Origin of the sequence: Pseudoduganella violaceinigra DSM 15887 (assembly GCF_000425385.1) — a bacterium.
Taxonomy (GTDB): domain Bacteria; phylum Pseudomonadota; class Gammaproteobacteria; order Burkholderiales; family Burkholderiaceae_D; genus Rugamonas; species Rugamonas violaceinigra.
The window spans coordinates 135,293-161,582 of record NZ_KE384358.1; the positions used below are offsets into that span (position 1 = coordinate 135,293).

25 protein-coding genes are annotated in these 26,290 nt (G+C 67.1%); 12 read left to right on the forward strand and 13 right to left on the reverse strand.

From position 1 onward, the window contains the following. The first annotated feature begins 14 nt into the window (after window positions 1–14). The 3 genes from H597_RS0123065 (at window position 15) to H597_RS0123075 (ending at window position 3,140) form a co-directional block, all read left to right on the forward strand. Complete coding sequence (locus H597_RS0123065) at window positions 15–1,271, forward strand: esterase/lipase family protein (protein WP_028104187.1); 1,257 nt, start codon at window positions 15–17, stop codon at window positions 1,269–1,271. A 118-nt stretch (window positions 1,272–1,389) separates the two neighbouring features. Then, window positions 1,390–2,682 (forward strand): esterase/lipase family protein, encoded by a 1,293-nt coding sequence (locus H597_RS0123070; protein ID WP_028104188.1) that lies wholly within the window; start codon window positions 1,390–1,392, stop codon window positions 2,680–2,682. Window positions 2,683–2,684: 2 nt separating this feature from the next. Then, window positions 2,685–3,140 (forward strand): hypothetical protein, encoded by a 456-nt coding sequence (locus H597_RS0123075; protein ID WP_154668236.1) that lies wholly within the window; start codon window positions 2,685–2,687, stop codon window positions 3,138–3,140. A gap of 107 nt (window positions 3,141–3,247) precedes the next feature. Here H597_RS0123075 and H597_RS0123080 read toward each other — a convergent pair whose 3' ends face one another. Both H597_RS0123080 and H597_RS0123085 read right to left on the reverse strand, forming a co-directional pair. Next, window positions 3,248–4,057: a substrate-binding periplasmic protein gene (locus H597_RS0123080; protein WP_028104190.1), complete on the reverse strand. Its 810-nt coding sequence runs from the start codon at window positions 4,055–4,057 to the stop codon at window positions 3,248–3,250. A 64-nt stretch (window positions 4,058–4,121) separates the two neighbouring features. Beyond that, on the reverse strand, window positions 4,122–4,922 hold the full coding sequence (locus H597_RS0123085; RefSeq protein WP_028104191.1) for an SPFH domain-containing protein: 801 nt from the start codon (window positions 4,920–4,922) through the stop codon (window positions 4,122–4,124). A gap of 270 nt (window positions 4,923–5,192) precedes the next feature. Between H597_RS0123085 and H597_RS0123090 the strand changes: the two genes are divergently transcribed. After that, window positions 5,193–6,554, forward strand: coding sequence for a diguanylate cyclase domain-containing protein (locus H597_RS0123090; RefSeq protein WP_028104192.1), 1,362 nt, complete (start codon window positions 5,193–5,195; stop codon window positions 6,552–6,554). 34 nt (window positions 6,555–6,588) lie between these two features. Here the strand turns inward: H597_RS0123090 and H597_RS0123095 are convergent, their stop codons facing one another. The 3 genes from H597_RS0123095 to H597_RS0123105 are packed head-to-tail and all read right to left on the reverse strand — an operon-like array spanning window position 6,589 to window position 11,353. After that, a complete protein-coding gene (locus tag H597_RS0123095) occupies window positions 6,589–8,151 on the reverse strand; it encodes an FGGY-family carbohydrate kinase (RefSeq protein ID WP_028104193.1) in 1,563 nt (520 codons plus the stop codon). Beyond that, on the reverse strand, window positions 8,148–9,749 hold the full coding sequence (locus H597_RS0123100; protein WP_028104194.1) for a glycerol-3-phosphate dehydrogenase/oxidase: 1,602 nt from the start codon (window positions 9,747–9,749) through the stop codon (window positions 8,148–8,150). Before H597_RS0123100 ends, H597_RS0123095 begins: the two co-directional genes overlap by 4 nt. After that, window positions 9,746–11,353, reverse strand: a complete 1,608-nt coding sequence (locus H597_RS0123105) for an FAD-binding oxidoreductase (protein WP_028104195.1) — start codon at window positions 11,351–11,353, stop codon at window positions 9,746–9,748. Before H597_RS0123105 ends, H597_RS0123100 begins: the two co-directional genes overlap by 4 nt. Before the next feature lie 68 nt (window positions 11,354–11,421). On the opposite strand from H597_RS0123105, the gene H597_RS0123110 reads away from it, so the two are divergent. After that, window positions 11,422–12,459: an AraC family transcriptional regulator gene (locus tag H597_RS0123110; RefSeq protein ID WP_028104196.1), complete on the forward strand. Its 1,038-nt coding sequence runs from the start codon at window positions 11,422–11,424 to the stop codon at window positions 12,457–12,459. Here the strand turns inward: H597_RS0123110 and H597_RS0123115 are convergent. The 4 genes from H597_RS0123115 to H597_RS32185 all read right to left on the reverse strand — a co-directional run bounded on the left by H597_RS0123115 (window position 12,456) and on the right by H597_RS32185 (window position 18,134). After that, the gene (locus H597_RS0123115; protein ID WP_229632235.1) at window positions 12,456–12,881 is read right to left on the reverse strand and encodes a hypothetical protein; all 426 of its coding nucleotides are present in this window, start codon (window positions 12,879–12,881) and stop codon (window positions 12,456–12,458) included. The two genes, H597_RS0123110 and H597_RS0123115, sit on opposite strands and share 4 nt — an antisense overlap. A 91-nt stretch (window positions 12,882–12,972) precedes the next feature. After that, window positions 12,973–14,337, reverse strand: a complete 1,365-nt coding sequence (locus H597_RS32175; protein WP_051294045.1) for a cytochrome P450 — start codon at window positions 14,335–14,337, stop codon at window positions 12,973–12,975. A gap of 31 nt (window positions 14,338–14,368) precedes the next feature. Then, on the reverse strand, window positions 14,369–15,250 hold the full coding sequence (locus H597_RS32180) for a sulfurtransferase (RefSeq protein WP_035375042.1): 882 nt from the start codon (window positions 15,248–15,250) through the stop codon (window positions 14,369–14,371). A gap of 16 nt (window positions 15,251–15,266) precedes the next feature. Further along, window positions 15,267–18,134, reverse strand: a complete 2,868-nt coding sequence (locus H597_RS32185; protein WP_051294046.1) for a M16 family metallopeptidase — start codon at window positions 18,132–18,134, stop codon at window positions 15,267–15,269. A gap of 48 nt (window positions 18,135–18,182) precedes the next feature. Between H597_RS32185 and H597_RS0123135 the strand changes: the two genes are divergently transcribed. Genes H597_RS0123135 through H597_RS0123145 form a run of 3 tightly spaced genes read left to right on the forward strand, consistent with a single transcriptional unit; the run spans window position 18,183 to window position 20,582 of the window. Beyond that, window positions 18,183–18,953, forward strand: coding sequence for an ABC transporter permease (locus H597_RS0123135; protein ID WP_028104198.1), 771 nt, complete (start codon window positions 18,183–18,185; stop codon window positions 18,951–18,953). A gap of 4 nt (window positions 18,954–18,957) precedes the next feature. Continuing rightward, window positions 18,958–19,926, forward strand: coding sequence for an MlaD family protein (locus tag H597_RS0123140; RefSeq protein ID WP_028104199.1), 969 nt, complete (start codon window positions 18,958–18,960; stop codon window positions 19,924–19,926). Beyond that, entirely contained in the window at window positions 19,923–20,582 is a 660-nt protein-coding gene (locus H597_RS0123145; protein WP_028104200.1) for a hypothetical protein, read from the forward strand. The genes H597_RS0123140 and H597_RS0123145 overlap by 4 nt, the downstream gene beginning before the upstream one ends. A 108-nt stretch (window positions 20,583–20,690) precedes the next feature. Here H597_RS0123145 and H597_RS0123150 read toward each other — a convergent pair whose 3' ends face one another. Continuing rightward, window positions 20,691–21,947, reverse strand: a complete 1,257-nt coding sequence (locus H597_RS0123150; protein ID WP_028104201.1) for a DEAD/DEAH box helicase — start codon at window positions 21,945–21,947, stop codon at window positions 20,691–20,693. Window positions 21,948–22,039: 92 nt separating this feature from the next. Here H597_RS0123150 and H597_RS0123155 point away from each other — a divergent pair, with 92 nt between their 5' ends. After that, a complete protein-coding gene (locus H597_RS0123155) occupies window positions 22,040–23,002 on the forward strand; it encodes a dipeptidase (protein ID WP_028104202.1) in 963 nt (320 codons plus the stop codon). Here the strand turns inward: H597_RS0123155 and H597_RS0123160 are convergent, their stop codons facing one another. After that, entirely contained in the window at window positions 23,003–23,392 is a 390-nt protein-coding gene (locus H597_RS0123160; protein WP_028104203.1) for a VOC family protein, read from the reverse strand. A 1-nt stretch (window position 23,393) separates the two neighbouring features. After that, complete coding sequence (locus H597_RS0123165; protein ID WP_035375043.1) at window positions 23,394–23,801, reverse strand: hypothetical protein; 408 nt, start codon at window positions 23,799–23,801, stop codon at window positions 23,394–23,396. A 61-nt stretch (window positions 23,802–23,862) separates the two neighbouring features. Here H597_RS0123165 and H597_RS0123170 point away from each other — a divergent pair, with 61 nt between their 5' ends. After that, complete coding sequence (locus H597_RS0123170) at window positions 23,863–24,240, forward strand: MerR family transcriptional regulator (RefSeq protein ID WP_028104205.1); 378 nt, start codon at window positions 23,863–23,865, stop codon at window positions 24,238–24,240. Here H597_RS0123170 and H597_RS0123175 read toward each other — a convergent pair. After that, window positions 24,237–24,725 carry a VOC family protein gene (locus H597_RS0123175; protein ID WP_028104206.1) on the reverse strand — a complete coding sequence of 163 codons (489 nt, stop codon included), beginning with the start codon at window positions 24,723–24,725 and terminating at the stop codon, window positions 24,237–24,239. The genes H597_RS0123170 and H597_RS0123175 overlap by 4 nt on opposite strands. A gap of 97 nt (window positions 24,726–24,822) precedes the next feature. Here H597_RS0123175 and H597_RS0123180 point away from each other — a divergent pair, with 97 nt between their 5' ends. Both H597_RS0123180 and H597_RS0123190 read left to right on the forward strand, forming a co-directional pair. Beyond that, on the forward strand, window positions 24,823–25,584 hold the full coding sequence (locus H597_RS0123180) for a Mut7-C RNAse domain-containing protein (RefSeq protein WP_028104207.1): 762 nt from the start codon (window positions 24,823–24,825) through the stop codon (window positions 25,582–25,584). Window positions 25,585–25,737: 153 nt separating this feature from the next. Next, a complete protein-coding gene (locus tag H597_RS0123190; protein ID WP_028104208.1) occupies window positions 25,738–26,271 on the forward strand; it encodes a serine hydrolase in 534 nt (177 codons plus the stop codon). Window positions 26,272–26,290: the final 19 nt, after the last annotated feature.

Here is a 26,290-nt window from a genome sequence, read left to right on the forward strand (position 1 = left end):
CATGGAGAAGGACAATGAAAACCATAGCGCGGCTCCTCCTCGCCGCATGCCTGGCGGCCGCCGGCGGCGCGCAAGCGGCCAGCAAGCCGCCGCTGGTACTGGTGCACGGCTTCCTCGGCTTCGACCGCAGCACCATGGGCGGCAGCTTCCTGTACTGGGGCGGTTTTAACGATATCGCGCAGTACATCCGAGCTGGCAGCGGCCGGGACGTCTTCACGGCTGGCGTGGGTCCCGTCAGTTCCAACTGGGACCGCGCGATCGAGCTGTATTACCAGATCAAGGGCGGCTGCGCCGACTATGGCGAGCGCCACGCGGCTCAGCACGCGGGCGCCGGGCATATTCAGAAGCCGCTTGGAAAATGCTGGGCGGCCGACCCCACCAACAATCCGAACAACTACCCGCTCGCCCTGTATCCGCAGTGGGATGCCAACCACCCTATCCACCTGCTCGGGCATAGCCAGGGCGGGCAAACCATCCGCACCTTGATCCAGATGCTGGACCAGGGCACCGTGGGTCAGGCCGGGGCCAGCCACTGGGTTATCAGCGCGACGTCCATCGCAACGCCGCACAATGGCACCACCCTGCGCGACGTGGTGGTTGGCTGGCTGCCCGACACGTCGACCCTGGCCGGCCTGGCCGTGCAGGCCACCGGCGCAGGCGGGTCGGGCGGCAGCGGCTTCAAGTTCCGCCTCGAGCAGTACGGCATGGCCGCCAGCACCGCCGAATCGTTCAAGGAATTTTTCGATCGCACCCGCAGCCATCCGTTCTGGAACCTGGCCAACCACGACTCCGCGCAATGGGACCTGACCCCGGATGGCGCCAGGGAATTGAATAGCTGGGTGAAAACCTCGCCCAGCGTCTACTATTTTTCCGTCAGCGCGCAAGCGACCGAGTCGCTCACCCTGTTCGGCAAGGAATTCCAGTACCCGCGCGCCGACATGTCCCTGATCCTGAAGAACACCGCCGGCGAATGGGTGGTGCCTTCCTTCGGGCAGCGCGGCATGGGCTCCTTCCAGCAAACCGCAGCGGGCCGCGTGCCCACCGACGAACGCTGGTTCCCCAACGACGGCGTGGTCAACACGATCAGCATGGCTGGCCCCGAAGGCAGCAGGATCCAGGCGCTGGACGGCAAGCCGGCCAAGGGCGTCTGGAATCACCTGGAGCTCATGAAGGGCGCCGATCACTTCGACGTGATCGGCTGGGACGGCAAGCCATCCGCCTCCCTGAAGATGTACGACAGGCTGATGGCGATCCTGGCCGGGCTGGACTAGCGGGGCCGGATGGCTCGCCGTGCATGGCGATTGGCTCCGCAGGCACGGTTGTCCCGCAACCGTGCGCACGCGCACCGTGGTGAAATGAATCACACTAAAAAACCACGGGAGACACCGCATGAAAGTGCTATCCAAACTCGCGCTGGCCGCCTGCCTGGCCGCCTCCTCCGCCCATGCCGCGAACAACGATCCGGTCGTGCTGGTGCACGGCTTCCTCGGCTTCGGGCCTGACACCTTCGCCGCCACAGGATTCAAATACTGGGGCGGCTTCAACGACATCGCCGCGCATATCCGTGCGACCCAGCGCCCGGTATTCACCGCCGGCGTCGGGCCGGTCAGCTCGAACTGGGACCGCGCGGTCGAACTGTATTACCAGATCAAGGGCGGCTGCGCCGACTATGGCGCACGCCATACGGCCGACAATGCGGCCGCCGGCCATCTCCAGAAGCCATCCGGCAAATGCTGGGCCGCCGATCCCAACAACAACCCGAATAGCTATCCGCTGGCGCTCTACCCGCAATGGGACGCCCAGCATCCAGTGCATTTCGTCTCGCACAGCCAGGGCGGGCAAACCATCCGCACCCTGGTCCAGCTGTTGGAAAACGGCGCCCCGAACGGCGCCGGCAGCGAAGGCGGCGGCGAGTTGTATGCGGGCGGCAAAACGGGCTGGGTCAAGAGCGCCACCTCCATCTCCTCGCCCCACAACGGCACCACGCTGCGCGACGTGGTCATCGATTTTGTGCCGAAAGTCTCAGAGCTGGCTGGCAGCATCGTTCAGCTGGCGGGGCTGGGCGGATCGGGCGGCAGCGGCTACAAATTCCGCCTCGAACAATACGGACTGGCGCAGGGCCCCGCCGAATCGATCGGCGACTTCATCGGCCGCACGCGCGGTGCGCCGTTCTGGCAGCTGTCCAACCACGACGCCGCGCAGTGGGACCTGGCGCCCGACGGCGCCGCGCAATTGAACGCCTGGGTCAAGACGTCGCCCAATGTCTATTACTTCTCCATCGGTTCGCGCGCCACCGAGCAAGGCAGCTGGTGCTGCAACAACACGGACCGCGTCATCGCCCCGTTCCAGAACAGCGACTACCAGTACGCCCGCAACGACATGATCTTCTTCCTGAAGAACACCGCCGGCGAATGGGTGGTGCCGTCCATCCTGCAGCGCGGCATGGGCTCCTACCGCGGGCCGGAATGGTATGCCAACGACGGCGTGGTGAATACCAGCTCGATGCGCGGGCCATCCGGCCAGGCGCAGCGCAACTTCGACGGCAGGCCGGTCAAAGGCAGCTGGAACTATATCGGCTACTACGACCAATACGACCACTTCGACGTGATCGGCTGGGATTCGCCGACATGGGCGGTCTACCCGATCTACGACAACCTTCTCGGCATCATCGGAGGGCTGTAAGCGTGCGCACCACACTGGCCCTTGCCTCGCTCGGCCTGGCGGCGGCGCTATGGCGCTCCGGCGCGGGGATAGCGCCGCCCGCGCCCGCACCAGCGGCATCCAGGGCAACCGGCGCCAACGCACCCATGCCCCGGGAGCAGGCAACGCCGCCCGCTGCGGCACCTCCCGCTGCCAGCGCCGCAGTCGGCATTGCCAGCGTCGAAGCCCGCGTGCACGATGCGCGCCGGCAGGGTAAAGGCGAACAGGAGGTCCATCGCCTGCGCGCGGCAAGCCTGACGGCGCAGCAAATGGAAGCGTTGGCTCGGATGGAGGCGGCCGAAGCAGACTGGCGCCGGCGGGTGGCTGCCTTGCAGGCGGCCTGCGCCGGCAACGCGGACTGCGGCCAGGCGCGCGCCGCTTTCACGCAGGAGGAGCTGGCGCGTGTGGCGGCCTACTCCGCGCCGACGCTGCGGCAATAAGCCCTAAGAGGCCGTCTCAAAATGGCCATGGCGTTGTTGCAGCTCCTTGCCGTGCAGGCGCACTGCCTTCGTCGCTGCGCCTAGCCACGCCCATTTTGAAACAGCCTCTAAGGCGCCGGCACCAGCATCTTGCCCGCCTCATCCTGCTCGGCATAACGGGCAATGAGGCGCAGCAGCGTGCCGTCGGCGCGCATCTCCTTCAGCAAGCCGCCCCAGCGCCGCGCCGCCTCGGGGCTGAACAGCTTTTTACCCATCATCATGCTGGCGGCGCCATGCGGCCTGGGCGCGCTCCAGTCCTCGACGCGCACGTCCCCGGCCGCGATTTCATCCTTCAGATAACTGGCATACACCAGCTTGGGCGCCAGCAGCGCCTGGAAGCGCCCCGCCTTGAACATGGCGTACAGGCGTTCGCCATCGTCGACATCCTCGACGCGGCCAATATTGCGCAGCTGGGTCACGAACTCCTCGTACGCCGGTCCCGCCGCATACGCGCGCCCATAGCCAAGGCGCAGGCCGGGGTCGGCAATGAACTCGGCCAGGGAGTGCACGTTGGCGCCGGCATCCTTGCGCAGGACGACCATATTCTTCACCCACATATAAGGTTCGGCCCAGGCGAAGACCAGGCGTTCGGGCGTGACCGCGGCGGAAAAGGTCATATCGACCGAACCGCTTTGCAGGCCGGCCCAGATCAAGCGCCGCTGCATGACCTTATAGGTGAAATTGCAGCCGCTGCGCTTGCGCAGCTCCTCCGCCAGATCCTTGTCCAGGCCCGCGCCAGCGTGATAGAAGTTGCCGAATTCGTAGAGGCCCACCACGATGGGACGGGCCGGACAGGCTGGCGCCGGGATCTTTTCCGCATACGCCGGCAGGCAAGAACCTGCCAGCAGAAATGCCACGCTGCGCCAGAAGCTCCGCATGCCGCCCTCCCCATGTCGCCAATCGCTGCTTTCGATTATGACACGGGGCAGCGGATGCGCCCATTTATTTGCTCGACACGTTGACCATGCCCTTGAAGTCGTACGGGATCACGACGGTCTGCACCTTGCCCGCCGCAATGCCCTCGGCGATTTTCATCTGGGCCTGCGCCTGCATATAGGAGATGGCGCCGGCATTGGCGTTCAGGGCCGCGATACGCTCGGCTTCCTTCTTCGCGATCTGCACCTCGACCTCCTTGGTCTTCTCCTCGTTCTTGGCGCGCACCAGATTGTCGGCGCTGGCCTTGACCGCATCGCTCGGTACCATGCTGCCCACACGCACCTGGGAAATCACGATGCCGTTCAGTTTCTCGTCGGCCAGCGTGGAAATCATGGTGGCCTGGATCTCCTGCTCGATCTGGGCCCGGTTGTCGTTCATGTTCAGCGCCTCGTACTTGCGCGCCACCTTGTACACCGCATTGCGCGCGGTCTGGTAGATGTAGGCGTGCATCAGGTAGATATCGCCGCTGGCATCGGTGGTGTGGAAAGCGCGGCTCTTGTTGACCCACAGGTCGGACACGGCCGACGGCGTGATGTTGTAGATCACCGCCAGGTCGAAGTCCTTCATGGTCGAATTGTCAGACGCCAGCGGCATCAGGTCACGCACGTCGACGCTGACATCCTTGATCGGGAAAGTCAGGATGGAGCCGATGATGGTCTGGTTGAAACTGCCCGCCACGCGCTCCTCGGCTTCGACGGTCTTGTCGAAGTTGACGCGCAAGCCCACCTCGCCGGTGTCGATCACCTTGCAGCCGCTGAGGGCGACAGCGGTCAACAGGAGTGGCAGCAGGAGTGCAGGTTTTTTCATGGTGATCTCGAAAAGTTGAATGAGCCATCATTCTATTGCTCTTCAGACAGATAAAAAACATGCAAAAGACGGGCGGATTACCGTTGCCGGAATGTCAGCAAATGTAGTCAGATATGCACACAATGTCACAAATCCCATGCAGCCGCGGAAACTATCCCGACCGAACCCCATGGGAACGTCTTTTTTCAACCAAAGCGACCTTGAATTTTGACAATTCCAATTGGCAACACGGTATTATCGTCGGCATATCCTCCACACCCCACTGTCAGCATGAACCAAGGCGGTACCAGCTTTACTCCACGGCGTGACGCTGTGATATTGATTGTCGACGATGCGCCGGACAACCTCTCGGTCCTGCGCAAGTCGATGGTCGAGCAGGGTTACCAGACCTATGTCGCCAATTCCGGCGAGCGCGCGCTGGAGATTGCGCGCCGCGTCCATCCGCACCTGATCCTGCTCGATGTGGTCATGCCCGGCATGGACGGTTTTGAAACCTGCCGCCAGCTCAAATCGCATCCCGCCACGGAAGACATCCCGGTGCTGTTCATGAGCGCCTGCAACGCACAGGAAGACGTGGTGGCCGGCTTTGAACTGGGCGCGGTCGACTACATCGGCAAGCCGCTGCGCATGGCCGAAGTCTGCGCGCGCGTGCGCACGCAGCTGCACATCCGCTTCGCCACCGAGACGCAGCAGGAGCAATCGGAGCGCCTGCGCACGATCGTCAACAATATGGCCGAAGGCCTGCTGATCATCGAAGCCGACGGCCGCATCCAGTTCACCAACCCGGCCTGCGACCAGTACCTGGGGTATATGTCGCACGAACTGGCGGGCAAGACGATTTCCGACCTGCTCAACCCGCTGGTCGCCAACGAATACCTGGAATACTTCGCGCGCTACGCCGCCAACCCGGAAGCGGCGCATAGCCACGGCACGCGCGAAGTGATCATCCGCCACCGCACCGGCAAATCGGTGTGCATGGACCTGACCTTGACGCCGATGTTCCTGCGCCAGCCGCTGTTCATCGGCCTGCTGCACGACATCACGCACCACAAGCTGTCGGAAGACGCGCTGCAGCGGGCGGCCATGATCGACCCGCTGACCAAGATCGCCAATCGGCGCCACTTCGACTCCTTCCTCGAAAAGGAATGGCAGCGCGCCATGCGCACCGGCGCCCCGCTGTCGCTGGTGGTGCTCGACGTCGACCACTTCAAGCTGTACAACGACACGCTGGGCCATGCGCAAGGCGACCTGTGCCTGCAGCAGGTGGCGCAAGCGATCAGCGCGCACGCGCTGCGCGTGACCGACCTGGCGGCACGCTACGGCGGCGAAGAATTCGTGCTACTGTTTGCCGAAACCGACGCCGATTCCGCCTTCCAGATGGCCGAATCGATACGCCTGCACGTGGAAGCCTTGCGCATCCCGCATCCGCGTTCGGCGACCTCGCCGCACATCACGGTCAGCATCGGCGTGGCCACGCTATGCCCGACGCCGGCGGACAATATCGAATCGCTGTTCGTCGCCGCCGACCGCGCCATGTACGCCGCCAAGGAAGACGGCCGCAACCAGGTGCGCGCCACCCGCCCGCCCACCACCGCCATCGAAGCGGCCCGCGCCGCCCTCGCCAAACGATAAAGTTGAAAGCCAGAGCTGACCCCGGCTTTCTCTTTTAAAGCTTCTCGGGATAGCCGGTAATGTCGGCGATTTCGGCGTACATCGGCTGCAGCCGTTTGTACATCTTCAGGTAGACCCGGTGGTAGAGCTGGTCGTAGGTCTTGCGGTGCGCCGGGTCGGGCTGGAAGACGCGGCCCTTGCGCGTCATGGCGTTGATCGCGCTGTGGAAGTCCTGGTGCAGGCCCAGGCCCGCTGCGATCGCGATGGCGGCGCCCAGGCCGCTGGTTTCGTAGACGTGGGCGCGCGCGGCCGGCAGGCCGAAGATGTCGGCCGTGAGCTGCATGGCGGCGTCGCTTTGCGAGCCGCCGCCCGCCACCCGCAGTTCCGTGATGCGCGTGCCGCTGCGCTTTTCGATGCGCTCGCGCCCTTCGCGCAGGGCGTAGGCCAGGCCTTCCAGGATGGCGCGGTACATGTGGGCGCGCGTGTGCACGTCGCCGAAGCCGATCATGGCGCCTTTGGCTTCCGGTCCCGGGACCTTGATGCCGGGGCTCCAGTAGGGCTGCAGCATCAGGCCCATCGAGCCGGGCGGCACGTCGTTCACCAGGCGGTCGAACAGCGCTTCCGGCGGCATGCCCTGCTCCATCGCCGCCGATTGTTCCAGGTGGCCGAACTGCTCCTTGAACCAGTTCACCATCCAGTAGCCGCGGAAGATCTGCACTTCGGTGCTGTAGGCGCCCGGAATGGCCGCAGGGTATGGCGGGATGAAGGGCGTGACTTCGACGTATTTGCTGGTGGTGGTGTTGATGGTGGCCGTGGTGCCGTAGCTGAGGCAGCCGATGTGCGGTTCCAGGCCGCCGGCGCCGATCACTTCGCAGGCCTTGTCGGCGGCTGCCGCCACCAGCGGCACGCCTTCCGGGATGCCCGTGGCGGCGGCGGCGAAGGCGTTGACGGCGCCGATCACGCTGCCCGGCTGCACCAGTTCCGGCAGCTGGTCCGGCCGCACGGCCAGGGCTTGCCATTTCCAGTCGCGCGCGCCGGCCCAGGCGTGGTGCTTGTAGTCGAAGGGCATGTAGGCCACCTGCGAGCCGGTGGAGTCGGCATAGCGCCCGCTCAGGCAGTAGTTCAAGTAGCCGGATAGCAGCAGGAATTTGTGGGTACGGTCCCACAGGCCGGGCTGGTGCGCCTTGATCCAGTTCACTTCCGCTTCGCGCCGGAAGTAGTCGATGGTGCCGTCCACGCGGGCCAGCTTGAAGGCGGCCTTCCACAGTGGGCTGATGGGCGGCACCTGTTCCGTGCGGCGCTGGTCGAGCCAGGTGATGGCGGCGCGCAGCGGCTTGCCGTCGCTGTCGACCGCCACCACGGTGCCGCGCTGGGTGGTGACGGCAACGCCGGCGATGGCCGTGCGTGGGATATCGGTCACGGTCCACAGGCGCTGGCAGGCGGCGCATACGGCGTCCCAGTAGCCTTCGGCCTTGTGTTCCGCCCAGCCGGGCTGTTCGGAATAGTAGGCCGGCTCCAGGTGCACCTGGGTCTTGGCCAGCAGATTGCCTTGCAGGTCGAACAGCAGCGCGCGCACGCTTTGCGTGCCATTGTCGATGGAGAGAAGGTATTTGCTCATGCGCGTGCTTTCGGCAAGCTGTAATGGGATCGGCATAATGCCAGATAGGCCGCTTCTTCGGCAGCCCAGCGCTGGCCGTCCCAGCCCAGTTCCGGCTGGCAGATGGCGCGTACGCGGTCGAGGATGACCGCCCCACCCTGCGCCAGCTGGATGCCCAGCCGGCTGCGGCGCAGCATCAGGTCTTCCAGGTGCTGGACCGATTCGTGGCGCGCCGCCCAGCGCAGCTGCGCCCACAGGGTTTCGGTGCCGGGGATCGCTTCCAGTTCGCCCGCCTGCGCGGCGGCGGCCAGTGCAGCGGCTTGCGCGCCGTAGCGCCCTTGCAGGCGGCGTGCCTGGCCGGGCGGCAGGTGCGGAGTGCGGCCGCCGTCCGGCACCGGCGCCGGCGCGAAGATGGGCTGTGGATCGAAATCGGGCTGCCAGTGCGGCAGCTGCGGCGCGGCATGGCGCAGCACGTCCAGGGCGATGGCGCGGAAGGTGGTCAGCTTGCCGCCGGTGACGGTCAACAGGCCGTCCTGCTGCCACAGCACGTGGTCGCGCGCCTCTTTCGACGGGTCGGCCTTGCCGGTGTCGATCACGGGACGCACACCGGCGTAGGTCGCCAGCACATCGCGCTCGGCCAGCGCCAGCGTCGGGAACTGGTCGTGCAGGGCCGCCATCAGGTAGTCGGTTTCTTCCTGCGTGATGGCCGCTTCCTGCTGCAGGTCGGCGCGGTGGTCGACGTCGGTGGTGCCGACGATGGTGACGCCCTCCCACGGGAAGGCGAATACCGGGCGGCCGTCTTTCGGGTGCATCAGGCTGATCGCCTGCGCCAGCGGCAGGCGCCAGGCGGGCAGCACCAGGTGGCTGCCGCGCAAGGGGCGCAGGCGCACGGCCGGCTGCGCGTGCAGCCGGTCGGCCCAGGCGCCGGTGGCGTTGACCACCAGTTTGGCGCGCACCTCGTGCGTCTGGCCGCTGATGCCGCAGCGCAGGCGTGCGCCGCGCACGCGGCCCGCCTCGCCGTCTTCGCGCAGCAGCGCCTGCACCGCGCAGTAATTGAGGGCCGCGCCCCCGAGACCCTGGGCTTCCTGCAGCACGCGCAGCACCAGGCGCGCATCGTCGGTTTTTGCATCCTGGTAGCAGATGCCGCCCTGCAGGCCGTCGGTGCGGATATGCGGTGCCATGGCCAGGAATTCCTGCGCGCGGAAGTAATGGCGCGCATGCTGGCCGGCCATGCGGTCGTAGATTGCCAGGCCAAGCAGGAAGGTCTTGCGGCCCGGCTTGCGGCCGGCATAGTCGCCGAAGGCGAAGCTTTGCGGCTCGACCAGGCCGGGTGCGTCGCGCAGCAGGGCGTCGCGTTCATGGACCGATTCGCGCGTCAGCGAAAACTGGCCCTCTTTCAGGTAGCGCAGGCCGCCGTGCACCAGCTTGGAGGAGCGGCTGGAGGTGCCCCAGGCGAAATCGCGCTGCTCGACCAGCAGTGCGCGCAGGCCGCGCCGCGCCGCTTCCAGCAGGATGCCGGCGCCGGTGATGCCGCCGCCGACCACCAGCAGGTCCCATTCCTGCGCCAGCAGGCCCGCCGCCAGCGCGCGGCCGCCGGGCGCCCAGTGCGCCGCTGTCATGCCGCCTGCCCCGCCGGCAGCAGCTTACCCGGGTTCATGATGCCCTGCGGGTCGAAGTGGGCGAACAGCGCCTGCATGGCGGCGATACCCGCCGCGCCCTTTTCCGCCGCCAGGTATGGCGCGTGATCGCTGCCCACGCCGTGCTGGTGGCTGATGGTGCCGCCGTTGGCGACGATCGCCGAGCTGACCGCGTGCTTGAGCGCGCGCCAGCGCGCCATATCGGTGTCGTAGTCGCCGCCCAGGCGGTAGACGAAGGTGGTGTAGACGCTGGCGCCCTGCGCATACAGGTGCGACAGGTGGGTGTAGGTATGCACTTTCTCGCCCAGGCCGCCCAGCGCATCGGTGGCCGCCGCCTCGACGGCGCGCATCATCTGCCCGACGCGCGGCCAGTCGACCGCGGTCTCCACCGTGTCGATCACATAGCCGTGCTTCCAGGCCGCGTTACGCAGGTAGACGTTGCGGAAGCGGCCCTCCTTCCACTTGTCGCCCATGCGGCGGCCGACGTGCACGCCGTTGTAGCCCTTGCAGGCCGCGATGGCGCTGCGCAGCGCGGCGCGGGCCTGGGCGCGCGGGCCGCTGGCGCCCAGCATCAGCATGCATTTGCCCTGGTCGCAGCCGCGCAGGCGCAGCCAGCCTTCCAGCAGGCCGATCAGGCGCTTGTGGCCGGCCAGCGCCAGCATGGTCACCGTTTCCAGGGGATTGGACAGGCGCAGCATGGACAGGCCGCCGCGCGCCTGCGCCAGCGCCCGCACCGCCGCTTCGGCGCGCTCCCAGTCCGGGAAGAACACGGCGTGGAAGGCTTCATACTCGGGCACGGGGCTGACGCGCACCGTCGCTTCGGTCAGGATGCCCATGCGGCCTTCGGAACCGAGCACGATTTCGCGCAGGTCGGTGCCGGCGGCCGATGCCGGGAAGGTCGGGATGTCCAGCCGCCCCTGCGGCGTTTCCACCACGCCGCCGGCGAACATCTGCTCGATGCGGCCATAGCGCAGCGACTGCTGGCCGGACGAGCGGGTGACCACCCAGCCGCCCAGCGTGGAATATTCGAACGATTGCGGGAAGTGGCCCAGCATATAGCCGTGGGCGCGCAGCTGCGCTTCCAGGTCGGGCCCCAGCACGCCCGCGCCGAAAGTGGCGAGCTGCGATTGCTTGTCCAGGTGGTGCAGGCGCCCCATGCGGGTCATGTTCACGGCCAGCACCGGCTTGTCGCCGTCCGGCGCGGTCAGGTGGCCGGCCACGCTGGTGCCGCCGCCCTGCGGGATCAAGGACAAGCCCTGGCGCTGGGCATAGTCGATCAGCTCGCGCACCTGCTGCGCGCTTTCCGGATAAGCCACGCCGTCCGGCGCCGTGCCGATGCGGCCGTAGCGCAGCTTGAGCCAGTCCGGCAGGCTCTGGCCGAGGGCGTTGCGCAGGCGCGTGGCGGGACTGGCGTCCACCTGCGGGTGCGCCGCCAGGCGCGACGGCGCCAGCGAAGCGCAGGCGGCCTCAAAGCTGGCATCCTGCACCGCCGTTCCGGGACCGACACGCTCGGCCAGGAAGGCCAGCGCCTCGCCATGCAGCGCATACTCGAATGTCTCCTCGCCCCAACCGTTCCAACGTTTCATATGCAATCCCTTGTTATACTTTACTCAATAGAGATTAAACCATCGCCGCCCGACAGTCTTGCGTATTCATGCCAGCCGAATTGTTAGATCATGCCAAGCACGCCCGCGTCGCGGGCTCCTACCTGCAACCGATGCTGGAGGCGGCCGCTGCGCGCGGCGTGAGCGCGCAAGCCCTGGCGCTGGCCGCCGGCCTGCCCGCCGGCGCCCTGGAACCCCTGCCGGAGGCGCTGCCGGCCGACACCTATGTGACGCTGCTGGAGCTGGCCGCCGACCTGGCGGGCGACCCGCATTTCGGCCTGCACGTGGGCGAACGCGTGAAACTGGGCACCTACACCGTGTACGGCCTGATCCTGCTCTCCTGCCGCGACTTCGGCCAGGCTTTCGAGCAGACCATGCGCTATGAGCAGCTGGCGCACGACCTGGGGCGCTCCACGCTGCAGGTGCACGGCGCGCTGGCCGACTATGCCTGGCATTCGAACTACCCGGCGCACTGCCGCCACCTGGCCGACAGCGTGTTCGCCGGCATACGCGTGTTCGGCAACTGGCTGGCCGGCGCCACGCTGCCGCCGGCCAGCCTGTCGCTGGCGCACGACGGCGGCGACCCGGCCGGCCATGCCGAATACCTGCGCGTGTTCGGCGCCCTGCCCCGCTTCAACGCCCCGTCCAATGTGGCGCAATTCGACGCCGCCATGCTGGCCTGGCCGGTGCCGAACGCCGATGTGAGCCTGTATCCGGTGCTGCAGCAGCACGCCGAGCAGCTGCTCCGGCAGCGTGCCGTGCCGGCCGCCGCGGGCATCGCGGCGCAGGTGCACCAGGCCATCGTGCGCCGCCTGGCGCAGGGCCAGGTGCGGGTGGCCAGCGTGGCCGAAGAGATGGGCATGTCGCCGCGCACCCTGCAGCGCAAGCTGGCCGACGCCGGCGCCAGCTTCCAGCAGGTGCTGGACGAGGCGCGCTTTGCGCTGGCGCGCGACTACCTGCGCCAGCCGGGCCTGTCCCTGGTCGATATCGCCTTCCTGCTGGGGTATCAGGAGCAAAGCGCCTTCACCCATGCCTTCCGCGAGTGGTCCGGCATGAACCCGGGGGCATGGCGCGCCGCCGCACGCTAGATTTCAGTGCCGCGCACGCGGATGAAGGGCCCGATGCAGCTGGCCATATCGCGCCGCTGGCACATGAGGAACATATTGTTCGAGGGATGGAACACGATGAAGGACTGGATTTGGTGGCCGACCGCGGTCACTTCTCCGGTGCAGTCCAGTTTGCCGTTGTCCTTGACGATCTTGTCGTTGGACCGGTAGAAGCCGTCGCCATCGGGCTGGTCGTCGATCACGAACTCCGATTCCGCGATTTCAGCGGCGCTGGTGATCAAGGCCGTGCCGTCCGAGCGGATGCGGTACATTTCGTGGCAGGAACCGTCCGGCAATTCAAAGCGCCATGTGCCGACAATCGGATGGTCGGTGCGCAGCGGGGCGGCGGCCAGTGCATTCTGGCCAGCCAGCAGGACTGCGGCAAACAACAAGGTTGGTTTCATGGCAGCCCCCGGGGAATGATTAGGACCAGTATAGTCCTGTTGGCCCGATTGCACCTCCCTGTTGCCGCAGCATATTATCAGACAGGCAAAGCTATGCCGGGGCGCGCGGCCGCAGCACGACGGGCAATGCACTGGGCGTCATGGTCAGCGTGAACAACTCCTGCACCGGCGGCGCATCGGGCACTGCCTCGATGGTGAAGCTGCGCGCCAGCATCGACATCACCGTGCGGATCTCGCACATGGCGAGGTAGCGTCCCGGGCAAAAGCGCGGGCCGCCGCCAAAGGGCACCATCTTGCGTCCGGGATCGTCGAATTTTTCCTTCATGGCGGGGTCGAGCCAGCGCTCGGGACGGAATTGCCCGCCATCGTCGAGCGGCACTTCGCGCTCGAAGGAATGGCGCAGCAGCATGAAGACCACCACGCCGGCCGGCACCTGCACGCCGTCCAGCGCCACATCGTGCACGGCTTCGGCGCCCATGATGGGGGCCACCGGCTTGAGCCGCATCGCTTCCTGCACGCAGGCATCGAGGTAGGGCATCTGCTCCAGGCCGGGCGCTCCATCGGCCTCCTCGGCCAGCCGCGCCGCTGCCTGCGGCGCGCGCGACAAGAGATAGAGCAGCCAGCCGATGGTGTTGGCCGTGGTGTCCTCGCCCGCGAACACCATATTGATGGCGTTGGCCTGCACGATCTGGTCGCTGATGCCCGAATCGGGCCGGTCGCGCGCCACCAGCATGGCTTCCAGCAGGTTGCCCGGCTTGTCGAACAGGGCCGGGTTGGCCGCCATGCGGGCGCGCGCATCGGCGATGAATCCGTCGACCGCCGCGCGGATGCGCAGACCTGCCGCTTCGGTGGCGCGGTCCACCGGCAGCTTGACCTTGCGCCAGTAGGTCACCGGCGCCACCATGCGCCGCGCCACCTGGCCGAAGACGAACTCGATATCCCGCTGCAGCGGGTTGTCCTCGTGCGCCAGCATGTCCTGGTCCTGGCCCATGGCCATGCCGATGATGACGTCCAGCGCAAAGGCTTTCAGGTCGCGCAGCAAACGCTGGGGCTGCCCCCCTTCGGCCGCCGCCAGCCAGCGCCGGCGCAGCCGCTCGGTCATGGCCTGCAAGGTGGGATGGAAGCGGTTGATCACTTCCGGCGTCAGCGCCTGCATCACCAGCCTGCGCTGGCGGCGCCACTCATCGCCCTCGGCGGAGAAGACGCCGCGCGCCGCCGCCTCGTCGATGATGCCGGCCACGCGCCGCGAACGGCGCCACTGCTCGGGCCGGTCGTGCAGGATTTGCGCAATATCGCTGCGCCGGCTGGTGACGACGAAGCGCCGGTCCATCATGCGGAAGCGGTAGAGCGGGCCGAATTCGCGCGCCCACTGCTCCAGCGTATGGTGAAAGGCCGAGGTATCGAGTCCGACATTACCCACCAGCGGCAAGCCGGCGGGGCCAGGCAGGTGATCCATTGCGCACCTCCTCTTTTGTGGAAGTCCTACTTTAACACCGGGGGTGCAGGCGGCTCCACTCGCACCAGCCGCCGTCGTATACGCTGATACGCTCCCAGTCCATCAGCCAGGCATAGAAAAAGGCCAGCGATGCGCGCCAGCCGGTGCCGCAATAGAAGGCGGTGCGCTGGCCCGGGACGATGCCCGCCTCGCGCCACAAGGCGCTGATTTCCGCCGGCGCTTTCATGGTGCCGTCGGCATGCTGGTATTCGCTCATGCTGTGGACGTCGCCGTCCCTGCCGGCCCGGCCCCAGCGCGCGCCGGGAATGTCGCCGCGCGCATCGATATAGCTGTAGCCGGAGGTGGCGCCCACATGCTCCTGCCAGGTGCGGATGCTGACCAGGGCGCCGTCCGGCTGGCGCAGCAGCTCGCGCGCCTGGCTGGTGTCGATCAGGTAGTCGGGCCTGGCCGGGAAGGCGGCGCCGAAGGACGTTGCAGGCTGCGGCGCCGCTCCGGCGCCCTGCTCCAGGACCTGGCCGGCCCGCAGCCAGCCGTCGAAGCCGCCGTCCAGCAGGCGCACGTCGGCCACCCCGGCATACAGCATCAGGTGGGCGGCGCGGGCCGCCGCCAGCGAACTGCGGCCGTACAGGATGACGGTGGTGTCGTGGCGGATGCCGTTTTCCAGCAGCAGCGCCAGCAGGGCATGGTCGCACACCTTGTTCCACAACGGCTGGCGCTCGAGGCGGTTGGTGTCGATATACCGCGCGCCCGGAATATGGCCGGCCGCATAGGCCGGCAGGCTGTCGCAGCCTACCTCGAACAGGCGCCACGCCCCGCCCGGCGCCGCCGGCACGGGCGCGCCAGCGAGCAGGTGCGCCAGCCATGTCGGCGATGGCAGCTGGCGCCAGCGGGCCAGGTCGGGACGAAAATGCATTTATTGCAACAGGAAATCAATCGGCAAGCGGCAGTTTACCAGCTTCCGCGGGCGCCTCCGCCTTTGCGCCGGACTTGCCCTCGGCCGGCTGCAGCACGACCTGCACATAATTCCCGAAGTCGAAATAGCGCCGGGCCGCCGCCTGCACGTCCGCCGCCGTCAGGCCGGCGATCAGGTCGTTCTGGCGCAGCAGCATCCTGGCATCGGTCTTGTTGACGATGGACTGCTGCAGGCCGGCCAGCCACCAGGCGTTTTCATGCAGCGCCTTGCGGTAATTGCTGGTCCAGTTTTCCTTCACCTTGGCCAGGTCGGCCGCTTCCGGCCCCTTCTCCTGCAGCTTGCGCACTTCGGCGAAGGTCGCCTCGATCGCCTTGTCCACATTTTCCGGCGCGGTCGGCAGGCCGATCTGGATGGAGTAGCTGGCGTAAGGATGGCGGCTCATGCCGCCGCCGATGCTGGCGGCGTAGACCAGGCCGCGCTGCTCGCGCAAGGCTTCGGTGGCCTTGATCTGCATGATCTCCACCAGGGCGCGCAGGCGCATCTGCTCCAACTCGCTGAAGGCGGCCGCGCCGGTGAAGGAGATGCTGACCTGGCTCTTCTGCTCGCGGCCGCGCCGCACTTCCTTCTTCACCACCCCGCGCACCGGACGCACATTGCGGTCCCGGTACTCGGTGGCGATCTTCGGCGCCGGCAGGCCGCCCAGATAGGTCGCCAGCAGCGGCTTGATCTTCGCCGGGTCGAAGCTGCCGACAAAGATGAAGGTCATGCCGTAGGCGCTGGCGAGGCGCTCCCGGTGCAGCGCCATCACGCGCTCCAGGCGGATGCCGTCCAGTTCCTCGGGACGCGGCGTCAGGCCCACGCGCGGATGGTTGCCGTAGATGGCGGTGCGCACCGTATCGGTCAGCACGGCGTCGGGACGGGCCAGCGCGTTGCGCGCCTGTTCCTGCTGCTTGTCGATGAAGACATCGAACAACGCCTGGTCGCGGCGCGGCTCGGTCATCTGCAGGTAGACCAGCTGCAGCAGCGTTTCCACGTCGGCGCTGCTGGAGCCGCCGCCGTAGCCTTCCGTGAAGGCGCCGATGGCATAGGCCGAACGCACGCTGCGCCCGGCCAGGATTTTCTGCATGTCCAGCGGCGTGTAGTCCTTGACGCCCATGCTGGCCAGGATCGCGCTGGCGTAACGCGCATTGACGATATCGGCTTCTTCCGCCAGCGACTGGCCGCCGAAGCGGGTGGACGTCATCATCACCTCGTCGTTCTTGAAATCGGTCGGCTTCAGGATCACTTTCACGCCGTTCGACAACAGCAGCTCGGTGGTGCCGAGCGCCTTGTCGGCGCTTTCCTTGACGATGTGGCCGGGCTTGGGGGGCCGCGCCATCAGGCTGGCGGCCAGCGCTTTTTCCGCGTGCGCCGCCACGGTGGCCTTCTCGGCCTCCTCCACGGTGGCCAGCATCTGCTCCGCCTGCGGCACCACGGTGCCCGACTTATCGTTGCCCATGAAGATGATCAGCTTCTTCTGCCCCACCGGGATCGCGCTGCGCACCTGGGCGTTGACCTCCTCCAGCGTCACGCCCGGCAGCAAGTCCTTATAGTAGTTGTATTCGTTTTCGATGCCCGGCATCGATTCGCCGTCCAGGAAGTGGCGCGTGAATTCACCCACGTAAAGGGCGGATTCGGTCTTGTCGCGCTCGCTGTACAGGTTCTCGATGAAGCGCGTCATATTTTTCTTGGCGCGCTCCAATTCCGCCGCGCTGAAGCCCAGCTGGCGGGCCCGCTCGCCTTCTTCCACCAGGGCCACGATGGCCGGGAGCGCGCCGGCCTTGCCGACCACCGCGCTCGAGACGAAGGCGCGGTAGCCGTGCACCGCCGTGGCCATGCTGCTGAAGCCCTGCATGAACGGCGCATTGGTCTGCTGCGACAGTTCGGCGATGCGCTGGCTCAGCATCGCCGCCGACAGCGACTCCACCATGTTCTGCCGGTACTCGCCGACCGTCTTCGCTTCCGAACGCTGCACGAAGGGATAGCGGATCGTCACCGCGTTGGAAGGCGCCTCGCGGTCGGTCACCACCACGGCTTCCGATTGTTTGCGCTCCGGGATCGCCGGGTACAGGCGCGGACGCGGCTTGGCCGGATTCACCAGTTTCGAGAAATGACTGGCCACCAGGCGCTCCGCCTCGTTCGGATCGATATCGCCCACCACCATCACCGCCATCAGGTCAGGCCGGTACCAGTCCTTGTAGAAGCGGCGGATCGCCGCCGGCTTGAAGCTGGCCAGCACGTCGGCCTTGCCGATCGGCAGCCGGCTCGCATACAGGGAACCGTTGAAGAGCTTGGGCAGCAGCACCTTGTTCATGCGGTCGGTGGCGCCCTTGCCAAGGCGCAGCTCCTCCTGCACGATGCCGCGCTCGCTCTCGATATCGGCATCGTTGAAGGTCACGCCCTGGGCCCAGTCCTCCAGCACCAGCAAGCCCTTGTCCAGGTTTTCCTTGCGGTCGACCGGCAGCGGCAGCATGTAGACGGTTTCGTCGAAGCCGGTGTAGGCATTCAGGTCGGCGCCGAATTTCACGCCCACCGACTGCAGCCAGGACACCAGTTCGTGGCGCTTGAAGTGGGTCGAGCCGTTGAAGGCCATATGCTCGGTGAAGTGGGCCAGGCCGAGCTGGTCCTCATCCTCCAGCACCGACCCGGCGCGCACCACAAGGCGCAGCTCGACGCGTTTTTCCGGACGCCGGTTCTGCTGGATGTAGTAAGTCAGGCCGTTGGCCAGCTTGCCCATCCTGATCTGCGGGTCCAGCGGCAGCAAGGCGGCCGGATCGGGCGCGGCCGAAGCCACGAAAGAGCACGCCGCCAGGGCCGCGGCCAGGAGCAGTTTTAGTGATTTCATAACGCTGTACGATACACCATAGGCCATCCTTAGTGCTAGTATCGCGGCATGAACGCTCACCGCTCCGCAATCGCATGGCTGGGCAGCTGGTGGCAGCTGCTGCAATTCGCCGCCCTGCTGCTCACGCGCGCCATGGCGCCATCCAGCTACCGGCGCGACAACCGGCGCATGCTGTCCGAACAGATCGTGGTCGCCACCACGGTCAACCTGGCCTGGTTTTCGGTCCTGTGCGCCCTGATCAGCCTTGTCATCATCCGCATCGTCGTGGTCACCTCGGCCAGCTACGGCCTCTCGCGCTACGCGCTGGAAATGGTGGTGCGCGTGCTGGTGCTGGAACTGGTGCCGCTGACGGCCGCCCTGTTCGTGGCGCTGCGCACCACGCTGCCGGCCGGCGTCGAATTCGCCCAGCAAAGGCTGGCCGGCAATGCCCCCGACGCCCGCGCCGCGCTGCGCACCCAGTTCTATCCGCGCGCCGCGGCCGGCGTGTTTGCCGTGTGGATGCTGGCGGCGGTCAGCTGCGCCATGACCCTGGTGCTGGCCTACCTGATGATGTACGGCTTCACCCCGTGGGCGCTGCCCGGTTACACGCGCGTGGTAGGCCAGATCTTCAATCCCGCCGTGTGCCTGATCCTGGTGCTGAAGGTGGTATTTTTCAGCATCGCGGTGGCGGTGATCCCGCTCGCATCCTCTTACTACAGCGGGGCATCGGGCCCGCTGCTGCAACGCATGGGCGCGGCGCACGGGTTGGCCGACATGGTGCGCGTGTTCTCCGTGATCCTGGTGGTGGAAGCGGCTTCCCTGATGGGCAATTACTATTAACGATATGAGCGACGATTCAAACAAAGCGGCCAATGCGCCCGAAGCGGCCCCGGTCCACAATGCCGAAGCCAAGGCGATGGCCCTGCTGGTCCTGCTGGTGGCCCTGGTGCTGGGCGCCGTGCTCTACCTGATGTATGCGCGCGGCGCCTTCGAACCCACCCAGCGCCTGGTGCTGACCGCCGACGACTCGGAAGGCGTGGCGGTCGGCATGGACGTCACCTTCGCCGGCTTTCCCATCGGGCGCGTGCAGCGCATCGAACTGGCTGCGGACGGCAAGGCGCGCATCCTGGTCGATGTGCCGACCCATGACGCGCACTGGCTGCGCACCAGCAGCATCTTCACGCTGGAAAAAAGCCTGGTGGGCGGCGCCAAGCTGCGCGCCTTCACCGGCATTCCGTCCGACCCGGCGCTGCCGCCGGACGCCGAACGCGCGCTGCTGGTGGGCGATATGGCCGCTGAAATCCCGCGCCTGCTGCAAACGGCCAAGGACCTCCTGAACAACCTGGCGGCCCTGACGGCCGACGAATCGGCGCTGGGAAACAGCCTGCGCAACGTGCAGGGCGTGACGGAAAAACTGAACGGCCCGGGCGGCGCGCTTGGCGTGCTGGCCGGCGAAGACCAGAAGGCGCGCGAGCTGCTGCGCAACGCCAACGCGCTGGTGGTCAAGGCCGACAGCCTGGTGGGCAACGCCGACAAGCGCGTGTTCGGCGACAAAGGCCTGGCCAGCGACGCCCAGGCAGCGGTGCAGCAGCTGAACGCCCTGCTGGCCGACGCCCGCACCTCGCTCAAGAAACTGGACGCCGTCCTGGTGGAGGCGCAGGCGGTCGGCGCCAATACGCGCGCCGCCACCGAGGATCTCAGCGCCTTGCGCGCCGAAGTCGACGCCAACCTGCGCAAGGTCGAACAGATGATCAATGAATTGAACCGCAAATGGCCGTTCAAAGGCAGCCAGCCGGAGGTCAAACTCCCATGAAGAAGACCCGCCTTGCCGCCATCCTGGCTTGCGCCCTGCTCACCGCCTGCGGCAGCGGCCCGCGCGTACCGGACTGGCAAATGAACGCCGCCAGCGCCACCGAGCGCGCCGGCGCCGCCTACCTGGAAGGCAGGAGCGCCATCGCCGAACGCGAATTCGCCCTGGCGCGCAGCCAGGTCGGCAGCACCGGCCAGCCCGCGCTGGCGATCCGCGTCGAACTGCTGCGCTGCGCGGTGCAGGTGGCGGCCCTGGTGTTCGACGAATGCGCAGGCTTCACCGCGCTGCAGCCCGACGCCACGCCAGCCGACCTGGCCTACGCGCGCTACCTGGCCGGCAAGGCCGCCCCGGCCGACGCCGCCCAGTTGCCGGAGCCGCAGCGCGCCGTCGCGGCGGCATCCAGCGACACCGGCGCGGCAACGGCGGCAGCGGCCATCGGCGAACCGCTGTCGCGCCTGGTCGCCGCTGGCGCCCTGCTGCGCGCCAACCGCGCCACCCCGGCCCTGGTGGCGATGGCGATCGACACCGCTTCCGCGCAAGGCTGGCGCCGCCCCCTGCTGGCCTGGCTGAACATCCAGCTGCAGCGCGCCGAAAAGGCCGGCGACATGGCCGAAGCCGAACGCCTGCGCCGGCGCATCAAGCTCGCCAGCACACCCTAGCGCCCCCTGTACAGCCCTGTACAGCCCAGTCCGTAGCAACCTTGGGGTCAGGCTCTTTGATTGCCACGCGTGGCAAGCAAAGAGCCTGACCCCAAGGTTGCCACGACCTCAGCCGGCGGCCTTGGCGGCGGCTTCGCGCAGCTTGTCCTTCTTGCTCTTGCGCTTGCCCTTGATGCCGCCGGTGCCGTCGCTGGCACCCGGCGGCAGCGGCTTGGCGGCGGCCGCCGGTTCGAAGCCGGCCACCCGCTCGCGCTCGACCTTGACGTTCTGGCGCTTTTCGATCAGGCGGAAGTGCTGCTCGGCGTCCGGCGCGATGAAGCTGACCGCCAGGCCCGAGGCGCCGGCGCGGCCCGTGCGGCCGATCCTGTGGGTGTAGTCGGCCGGGGAGCGCGGCAGGTCGTAGTTGACCACCACCGGCAGTTGCGCGATATCGATGCCGCGCGCGGCGACGTCGGTGGCGACCAGCACCTGCAGCTTGCCGTCGCGGAAATCGCCCAGCACCGAGCTGCGCGCGCCCTGGCTGAAGTCGCCGTGGAAGGCTTCCGCCGCCACGCCGTTGCGGCGCAGCTTGTCGGCCAGGTGTTCGGAGGCGTATTTGGTGGCCACGAATACCAGCACCTGGCGCCAGCCTTCTTCCTTCAGCAAGGCGCGCAGCAGCTGCGTGCGGCGCGCTTCGTCGACTTCAATGGCGCGCTGCGTGATGTCGGGCGTGTGCGCGTCATCCGCCAGCGTGGCCACGCGCACCGGCTGCCGCAGCAGCTTGTCGGCCAGCGCCTGCACCGCCGGCGGGAAGGTGGCGGAGAAGAACAGGTTCTGGCGGCGCGCCGGCAGCAGCGCCATGATGCGCGCGATTTCGTCGGCGAAGCCCATATCCAGCAGCTTGTCCGCTTCGTCCAGCACCAGCACCGAGGCGTCGTCCAGCTTCAGGGCGTTGTGTTCCACCAGGTCGAGCAGGCGGCCCGGCGTGGCGACCATGATGTCGGTGCCGCCGCGCAGCGCCATCATCTGCGGGTTGATCGAGACGCCGCCGAAGGCCACCGCTACCTTGACCGGCGCCGGCAGGTGCGCGGCCAGGCCGCGCAGCGTTTCGCCCACCTGGGCCGCCAGTTCGCGCGTGGGCGCCAGCACCAGCGCGTACAGCTTGCGCGCGCCGGCGCCGGGGCGGCCGGCAGCCAGCAAGGCGTTCAGCAGCGGCAGCGCGAAAGCGGCCGTTTTGCCGGAGCCGGTGTGCGCCTGTCCCAGCACGTCGGCGCCGCGCAGGGCGGGCGGAATGGCGGCGGTCTGGATGGCGGTGGGCGTGCTGAAGCCGGTCTCGGTGATGGCGTTGAGCAGGGCGGGCGCGAGGCCCAGGCTGGAAAATGTCATGGTGTGCTTCGGTTGGATAAGCCCGCAGTATACCTTGCACGGCGTTTCATGCGACCATAAGCTGCCCATCCAACCACCAGCGCCATCGAAGCATGATCAATTGGGACGCCCATTTCTGCCTGCCGCAGCACCCCCAGGCCGACTTCTCGCCGCTTGACCGGCTGCACGCCGCCGGCGTGAATTATGTGTCGATCAATGTGGGGGCGGACATGAACCCCGTGTCCCAGGTGATGTCGGTGATCGCCGGCTACCGCGCCACCATCGCCGCCAATCCTGGACGCTTCCGCCTGGTCTCGGGAGCCGACCAGGTGATCCAGGCCGCCGCCGACGGCGTGCTGGCCCTCGGTTTCGACCTGGAAGGCGCCATGCCGCTGATGGAGCAGCCCGAAATGGCCGACGTCTACGCCCAGCTGGGCGTGCGCCAGATGCACTTCGCCTACAACCGCAATAACAGCGTGGCCGACGGCTGCCACGACACGGCGCGCGGCCTGACGCCGTTGGGCCACCAGGTCCTGCAGGCGGTCAACGACGCCGGCATCATCGTCGATTGCGCCCATAGCGGTCGCCTGTGCAGCCTGGAGATCATGGCCGCGTCGAGCAAGCCGGTGGTGTTCAGCCACGCCAATCCGTTCGCGCTGGCGCCGCACGGGCGCAATATCACCGACGAGCAGATCCAGGCCTGCGCCGCCACCGGCGGCGTGGTGTGCATTTCCGGCCTGTCCTGGTTCCTTGGCAGCGAACAGCCCACGGCGGCCGATGTGGCGCGCCACGCGGCCTATGTGGCGGACCTGGTGGGTCCGGCCCATGTGGGCATCGGCCTGGATATCTGCATTACGCAAAAGGAGCTGGACGACACGCCGCCCGGCGGCTTCGCGCCCGCCTGGTGGTGGCCGGAAGCGGCGGGCTACCGGGCCGGCCGCGCGCCCGCCTTCGTGCCGCTCGACGCCTGGAAATCGCTGCCGCTGGAATTGCGCAAGCTGGGCATGTCGCCCGGCGAGATCGAACAGGTCCTGGGCCGCAATATGCTGCGCGTGGCGCGCGCGACCTGGCGCTAGTCACATGCCGACGTCGCCGTAAGGCCCGGCCAGCACCACCACATAGCCCTCGGGGTCGCGCAGCCACAGCTCGCGGTGCTGGGCATTGCTGTTTTCCTTCGGCCCTTCCAGCACGGTGGCCCCGGCCGCGGCGGCGCGCTCCACCGCGTCGTCGAATTCATCGGTCCAGAACCACAGCAGCGCACCGTTGCCGTAGGGGCGCTGCTCGGGATTGCCGATATGCGGATGGTGGTGGGCGTCCCAGCGGTGCAGTTGCAGCACCATGCGTCCGTCGTGCAGCAATTGTTCGTAGTCGTTGCCGCCATGGCCGCTCTGCAGGCCGAGGGTTTTCTGGTACCAGCGGCTGGCCGCTTCGACATTGCTGACAGCAATCAGAGGTTGCGCTTGCATATCACCCTCCCTTTTTGCTCCACGGAGGAACAGCATACCATTGCGCCACCCCCCACACGAACTCGGGCAGCAGGAACAACCACAGCAGCGGCAGGCCGCCGCCGGCCAGCGCCCAGACGAACCAGGTACTAAACAGAAAACGCGCCGCGCCGTCGTAGGTGGCGAACCGCGGCTGCGGGTCGCGCAGGCGCAACAGCGACCACACCAGCACCACGCTGCCCAGCAGGCAGGCGAACAGGATGTGCAGGGTCCCGAACGGCGGCAGCGGCGCGCCGCCCAGCGCTGCGTTGAGCGTGGAGAGATGGGCTCGCGCCACGGCGAAGGTCCACGGGGTGGCGAATGGCGCCGTCACCAGCAGGTCGTAGGCCGCGCTGGCGCGCACGAGTTTTTGTATGGTTGAAGGTTGCATGCCGCGCAGTGTGAACCCTGGAGTACACTCCATGGTCAAGTACTTTTTTCGGAGACGCAGCATGCAGATCGGCGAACTGGCCGAGGCGACCGGCATCAGCCGCGACACCTTGCGCTTTTACGAGAAACGCGGCCTGCTGGTGGCGCGCCGCAGCGCCAACGGCTACCGCGACTACCCGCCGGAAGCGGCGGACTGGCTGCGCTATATCCGCACCGCCCAGGCGCTTGGCTTCACCTTGCAGGAAATCGAAGCGGACCTGCCGCTACTGACGGCGCCCGCTACTGACAGCGCGGCCGCCTTGCGCGCCGCGCTGCAGGGCAAGCTGGCCGAGATCGACCGCCGTATCGACGGCCTGCAATCCTTGCGCGGCGAACTGGCGCGCCGGCTCGAGGCGCAGATGGCGCCCTGCCCGCTGCGGCCCGCCGCGGCGCCAGGCTAGCCGTGGTAGGCCTTGCGCAGCGCCGCCAGGTCCATTTTCTTCATGCCCATCATGGCGGTCATGGCGCGGCCGGCTTTCTCACGGTCCGGGTCCATCAGCATGTCCATGATCGCGCGCGGGAAGACCTGCCAGCTCAGGCCATACTTGTCCTTCAGCCAGCCGCACATCTGGGCCGCCGGATCGCCGCCGTTGCCCAGCTTGTCCCAGTAATAGTCGATTTCCTCCTGCGAGTCGCACGGCACTTGCAGCGACAGCGCCTCATTGAATTTGAAGGCCGGGCCGCCATTCATGGCCGTAAACGGCTGGCCATTGAGTTCGAAAGCGACCGTCAGTACGCGGCCCGCCGGCTGGCCGTGGGTTTCCTTGCCCGCGTCGGAATAGTAGCTGGTTTCGGTGATCCGGCTGTCCTTGAAAACGCCGATGTAAAAGCGGGCCGCTTCCTCGGCCTGGCCGTCGAACCACAGGCATGGGGTGATTTTCTGCATGCTCGTCTCCTGAGTGGGTTGTCCTGCACCGACGACGGCTGGCGCAACGCAAAATCGACAAAGCGCGACGGCCGGCGCCGGGAATCTATACTGGCATATGGTCAGCGCCACATTCCGTTTCTACGAAGAACTAAACGACTTCCTGCCGCGCGCACGTCGCAAGGTGGCGTTCACCGTGCCCTGCGCGCGCGCCGCCACCACCAAGCACATGATCGAAGCCCTGGGCGTGCCGCATACCGAGGTGGAGCTGATCCTGGTCAACGGCGAATCGTCGGGTTTCGAGCGCCCGCTGTGCGATGGGGACCGCGTGGCAGTCTATCCCAAATTCGAGCGCTTCGACGTACGCCCGCTATTGCGCGTGCGCGGCGAACCGCTGCGCACCGTACGCTTTGTCGCCGATGCCCACCTGGGCGGCCTGGCGCGCCTGCTGCGCATGGCCGGCTTCGATACGCTGTACGACAACCGCATCGACGATCCGACGGTGGCGTCCCTGTCGCAGGACGAGGGCCGCATCGCCCTGACCCGCGACCGCGATCTGCTGAAACGGCGCGGCATCACGCATGGCTGCTATGTGCGGGCCTTGAAACCCGCCCTGCAGTTTGCCGAGATCTTCCAGCGGCTGGACCTGGCGGCCAGCGCCCGGCCATTCACCCTATGCCTGGCATGCAACGCCCCGCTGCAGCCCGTTGCCAAGGCCGAGGTGGCGGCGCAACTGCCGCCATCGGTGCGCGCCGCCCACGATGCATTCCTGACCTGCGATGTCTGCCGCGGCGTCTTCTGGCGCGGCTCGCACTGGCGCCGCATGCAGGTGCTGCTGGCCAGCCAGGGCGTGGCTGGCGGCGAGCGGGAGTCCTGCTAGAATCGCCGATTTGCATTGCTGGCAATTCCATGCACCTGTCCCTGGCTTTTCTGTTCGCCCTGCTGCCGCTCGCCGCCCACGCCGCATCCAGCCAACGCATCCAGCGCGTCGAACATGGCTTGCGCGGTCCGGTAGCCTGCCTCGACGCGGCAAATGACGACGCCCGTGCTGGGCGGTTACGGTCTGGGCATGGAGCTCGATCATGACGGACCGCAAGCGGTATTTGGGCACAGCGGTTCCAACCTGGGCTACAAGGCCATGCTGTTTGCCTATGCGGAAGCCGGCAAAGGCGCCGTCATCATGACCAACGGCGATTATGGCGGCATGCTCATTGACGAGATCCTGCGCGCCATCGCGGCCGAATATGGCTGGCCCGACTACCGCCAGCGCGAGAAGGCTGCGGTGGCTTATCCAGCCCACCTGGAACGCTATGCCGGCGACTACAGCGTGGGCGGCCTGCCGCTGCATGTCACGGCACAGGACGGCAAACTGTTTGTCGAGGCGGCGCCGCTCGGACCGCAAAAACTGGAATTGATTCCAGAGAGCGAAGAGCGCTTCTTCATGCGCGAGAAAGACTCCACCTTGACCTTTGTCCTGCATGGCGCAGCACCGGTGGCGGAAATATCGTTCTTCGATTTCGGCCGCGCCCGCCCCGGCCAGCGGATCGGCGCCCCGCCGACGCCTTAGAGGCCGTTTCAACATGGCC

Bases quoted from the DNA above. Each gene is read 5' to 3' on its own strand.
- H597_RS0123065 (WP_028104187.1), top strand. From the start codon at position 15: ATGAAAACCATAGCGCGGCTCCTCCTCGCCGCATGCCTGGCGGCCGCC.
- H597_RS0123070 (WP_028104188.1), top strand. From the start codon at position 1,390: ATGAAAGTGCTATCCAAACTCGCGCTGGCCGCCTGCCTGGCCGCCTCC.
- H597_RS0123080 (WP_028104190.1), bottom strand. From the start codon at position 4,057: ATGCGGAGCTTCTGGCGCAGCGTGGCATTTCTGCTGGCAGGTTCTTGC.
- H597_RS0123085 (WP_028104191.1), bottom strand. From the start codon at position 4,922: ATGAAAAAACCTGCACTCCTGCTGCCACTCCTGTTGACCGCTGTCGCC.
- H597_RS0123090 (WP_028104192.1), top strand. From the start codon at position 5,193: ATGAACCAAGGCGGTACCAGCTTTACTCCACGGCGTGACGCTGTGATA.
- H597_RS0123095 (WP_028104193.1), bottom strand. From the start codon at position 8,151: ATGAGCAAATACCTTCTCTCCATCGACAATGGCACGCAAAGCGTGCGC.
- H597_RS0123100 (WP_028104194.1), bottom strand. From the start codon at position 9,749: ATGACAGCGGCGCACTGGGCGCCCGGCGGCCGCGCGCTGGCGGCGGGC.
- H597_RS0123105 (WP_028104195.1), bottom strand. From the start codon at position 11,353: ATGAAACGTTGGAACGGTTGGGGCGAGGAGACATTCGAGTATGCGCTG.
- H597_RS0123110 (WP_028104196.1), top strand. From the start codon at position 11,422: ATGCCAGCCGAATTGTTAGATCATGCCAAGCACGCCCGCGTCGCGGGC.
- H597_RS0123115 (WP_229632235.1), bottom strand. From the start codon at position 12,881: ATGAAACCAACCTTGTTGTTTGCCGCAGTCCTGCTGGCTGGCCAGAAT.
- H597_RS32175 (WP_051294045.1), bottom strand. From the start codon at position 14,337: ATGGATCACCTGCCTGGCCCCGCCGGCTTGCCGCTGGTGGGTAATGTC.
- H597_RS32180 (WP_035375042.1), bottom strand. From the start codon at position 15,250: ATGCATTTTCGTCCCGACCTGGCCCGCTGGCGCCAGCTGCCATCGCCG.
- H597_RS32185 (WP_051294046.1), bottom strand. From the start codon at position 18,134: ATGAAATCACTAAAACTGCTCCTGGCCGCGGCCCTGGCGGCGTGCTCT.
- H597_RS0123135 (WP_028104198.1), top strand. From the start codon at position 18,183: ATGAACGCTCACCGCTCCGCAATCGCATGGCTGGGCAGCTGGTGGCAG.
- H597_RS0123140 (WP_028104199.1), top strand. From the start codon at position 18,958: ATGAGCGACGATTCAAACAAAGCGGCCAATGCGCCCGAAGCGGCCCCG.
- H597_RS0123145 (WP_028104200.1), top strand. From the start codon at position 19,923: ATGAAGAAGACCCGCCTTGCCGCCATCCTGGCTTGCGCCCTGCTCACC.
- H597_RS0123150 (WP_028104201.1), bottom strand. From the start codon at position 21,947: ATGACATTTTCCAGCCTGGGCCTCGCGCCCGCCCTGCTCAACGCCATC.
- H597_RS0123155 (WP_028104202.1), top strand. From the start codon at position 22,040: ATGATCAATTGGGACGCCCATTTCTGCCTGCCGCAGCACCCCCAGGCC.
- H597_RS0123160 (WP_028104203.1), bottom strand. From the start codon at position 23,392: ATGCAAGCGCAACCTCTGATTGCTGTCAGCAATGTCGAAGCGGCCAGC.
- H597_RS0123165 (WP_035375043.1), bottom strand. From the start codon at position 23,801: ATGCAACCTTCAACCATACAAAAACTCGTGCGCGCCAGCGCGGCCTAC.
- H597_RS0123170 (WP_028104205.1), top strand. From the start codon at position 23,863: ATGCAGATCGGCGAACTGGCCGAGGCGACCGGCATCAGCCGCGACACC.
- H597_RS0123175 (WP_028104206.1), bottom strand. From the start codon at position 24,725: ATGCAGAAAATCACCCCATGCCTGTGGTTCGACGGCCAGGCCGAGGAA.
- H597_RS0123180 (WP_028104207.1), top strand. From the start codon at position 24,823: ATGGTCAGCGCCACATTCCGTTTCTACGAAGAACTAAACGACTTCCTG.
- H597_RS0123190 (WP_028104208.1), top strand. From the start codon at position 25,738: ATGACGACGCCCGTGCTGGGCGGTTACGGTCTGGGCATGGAGCTCGAT.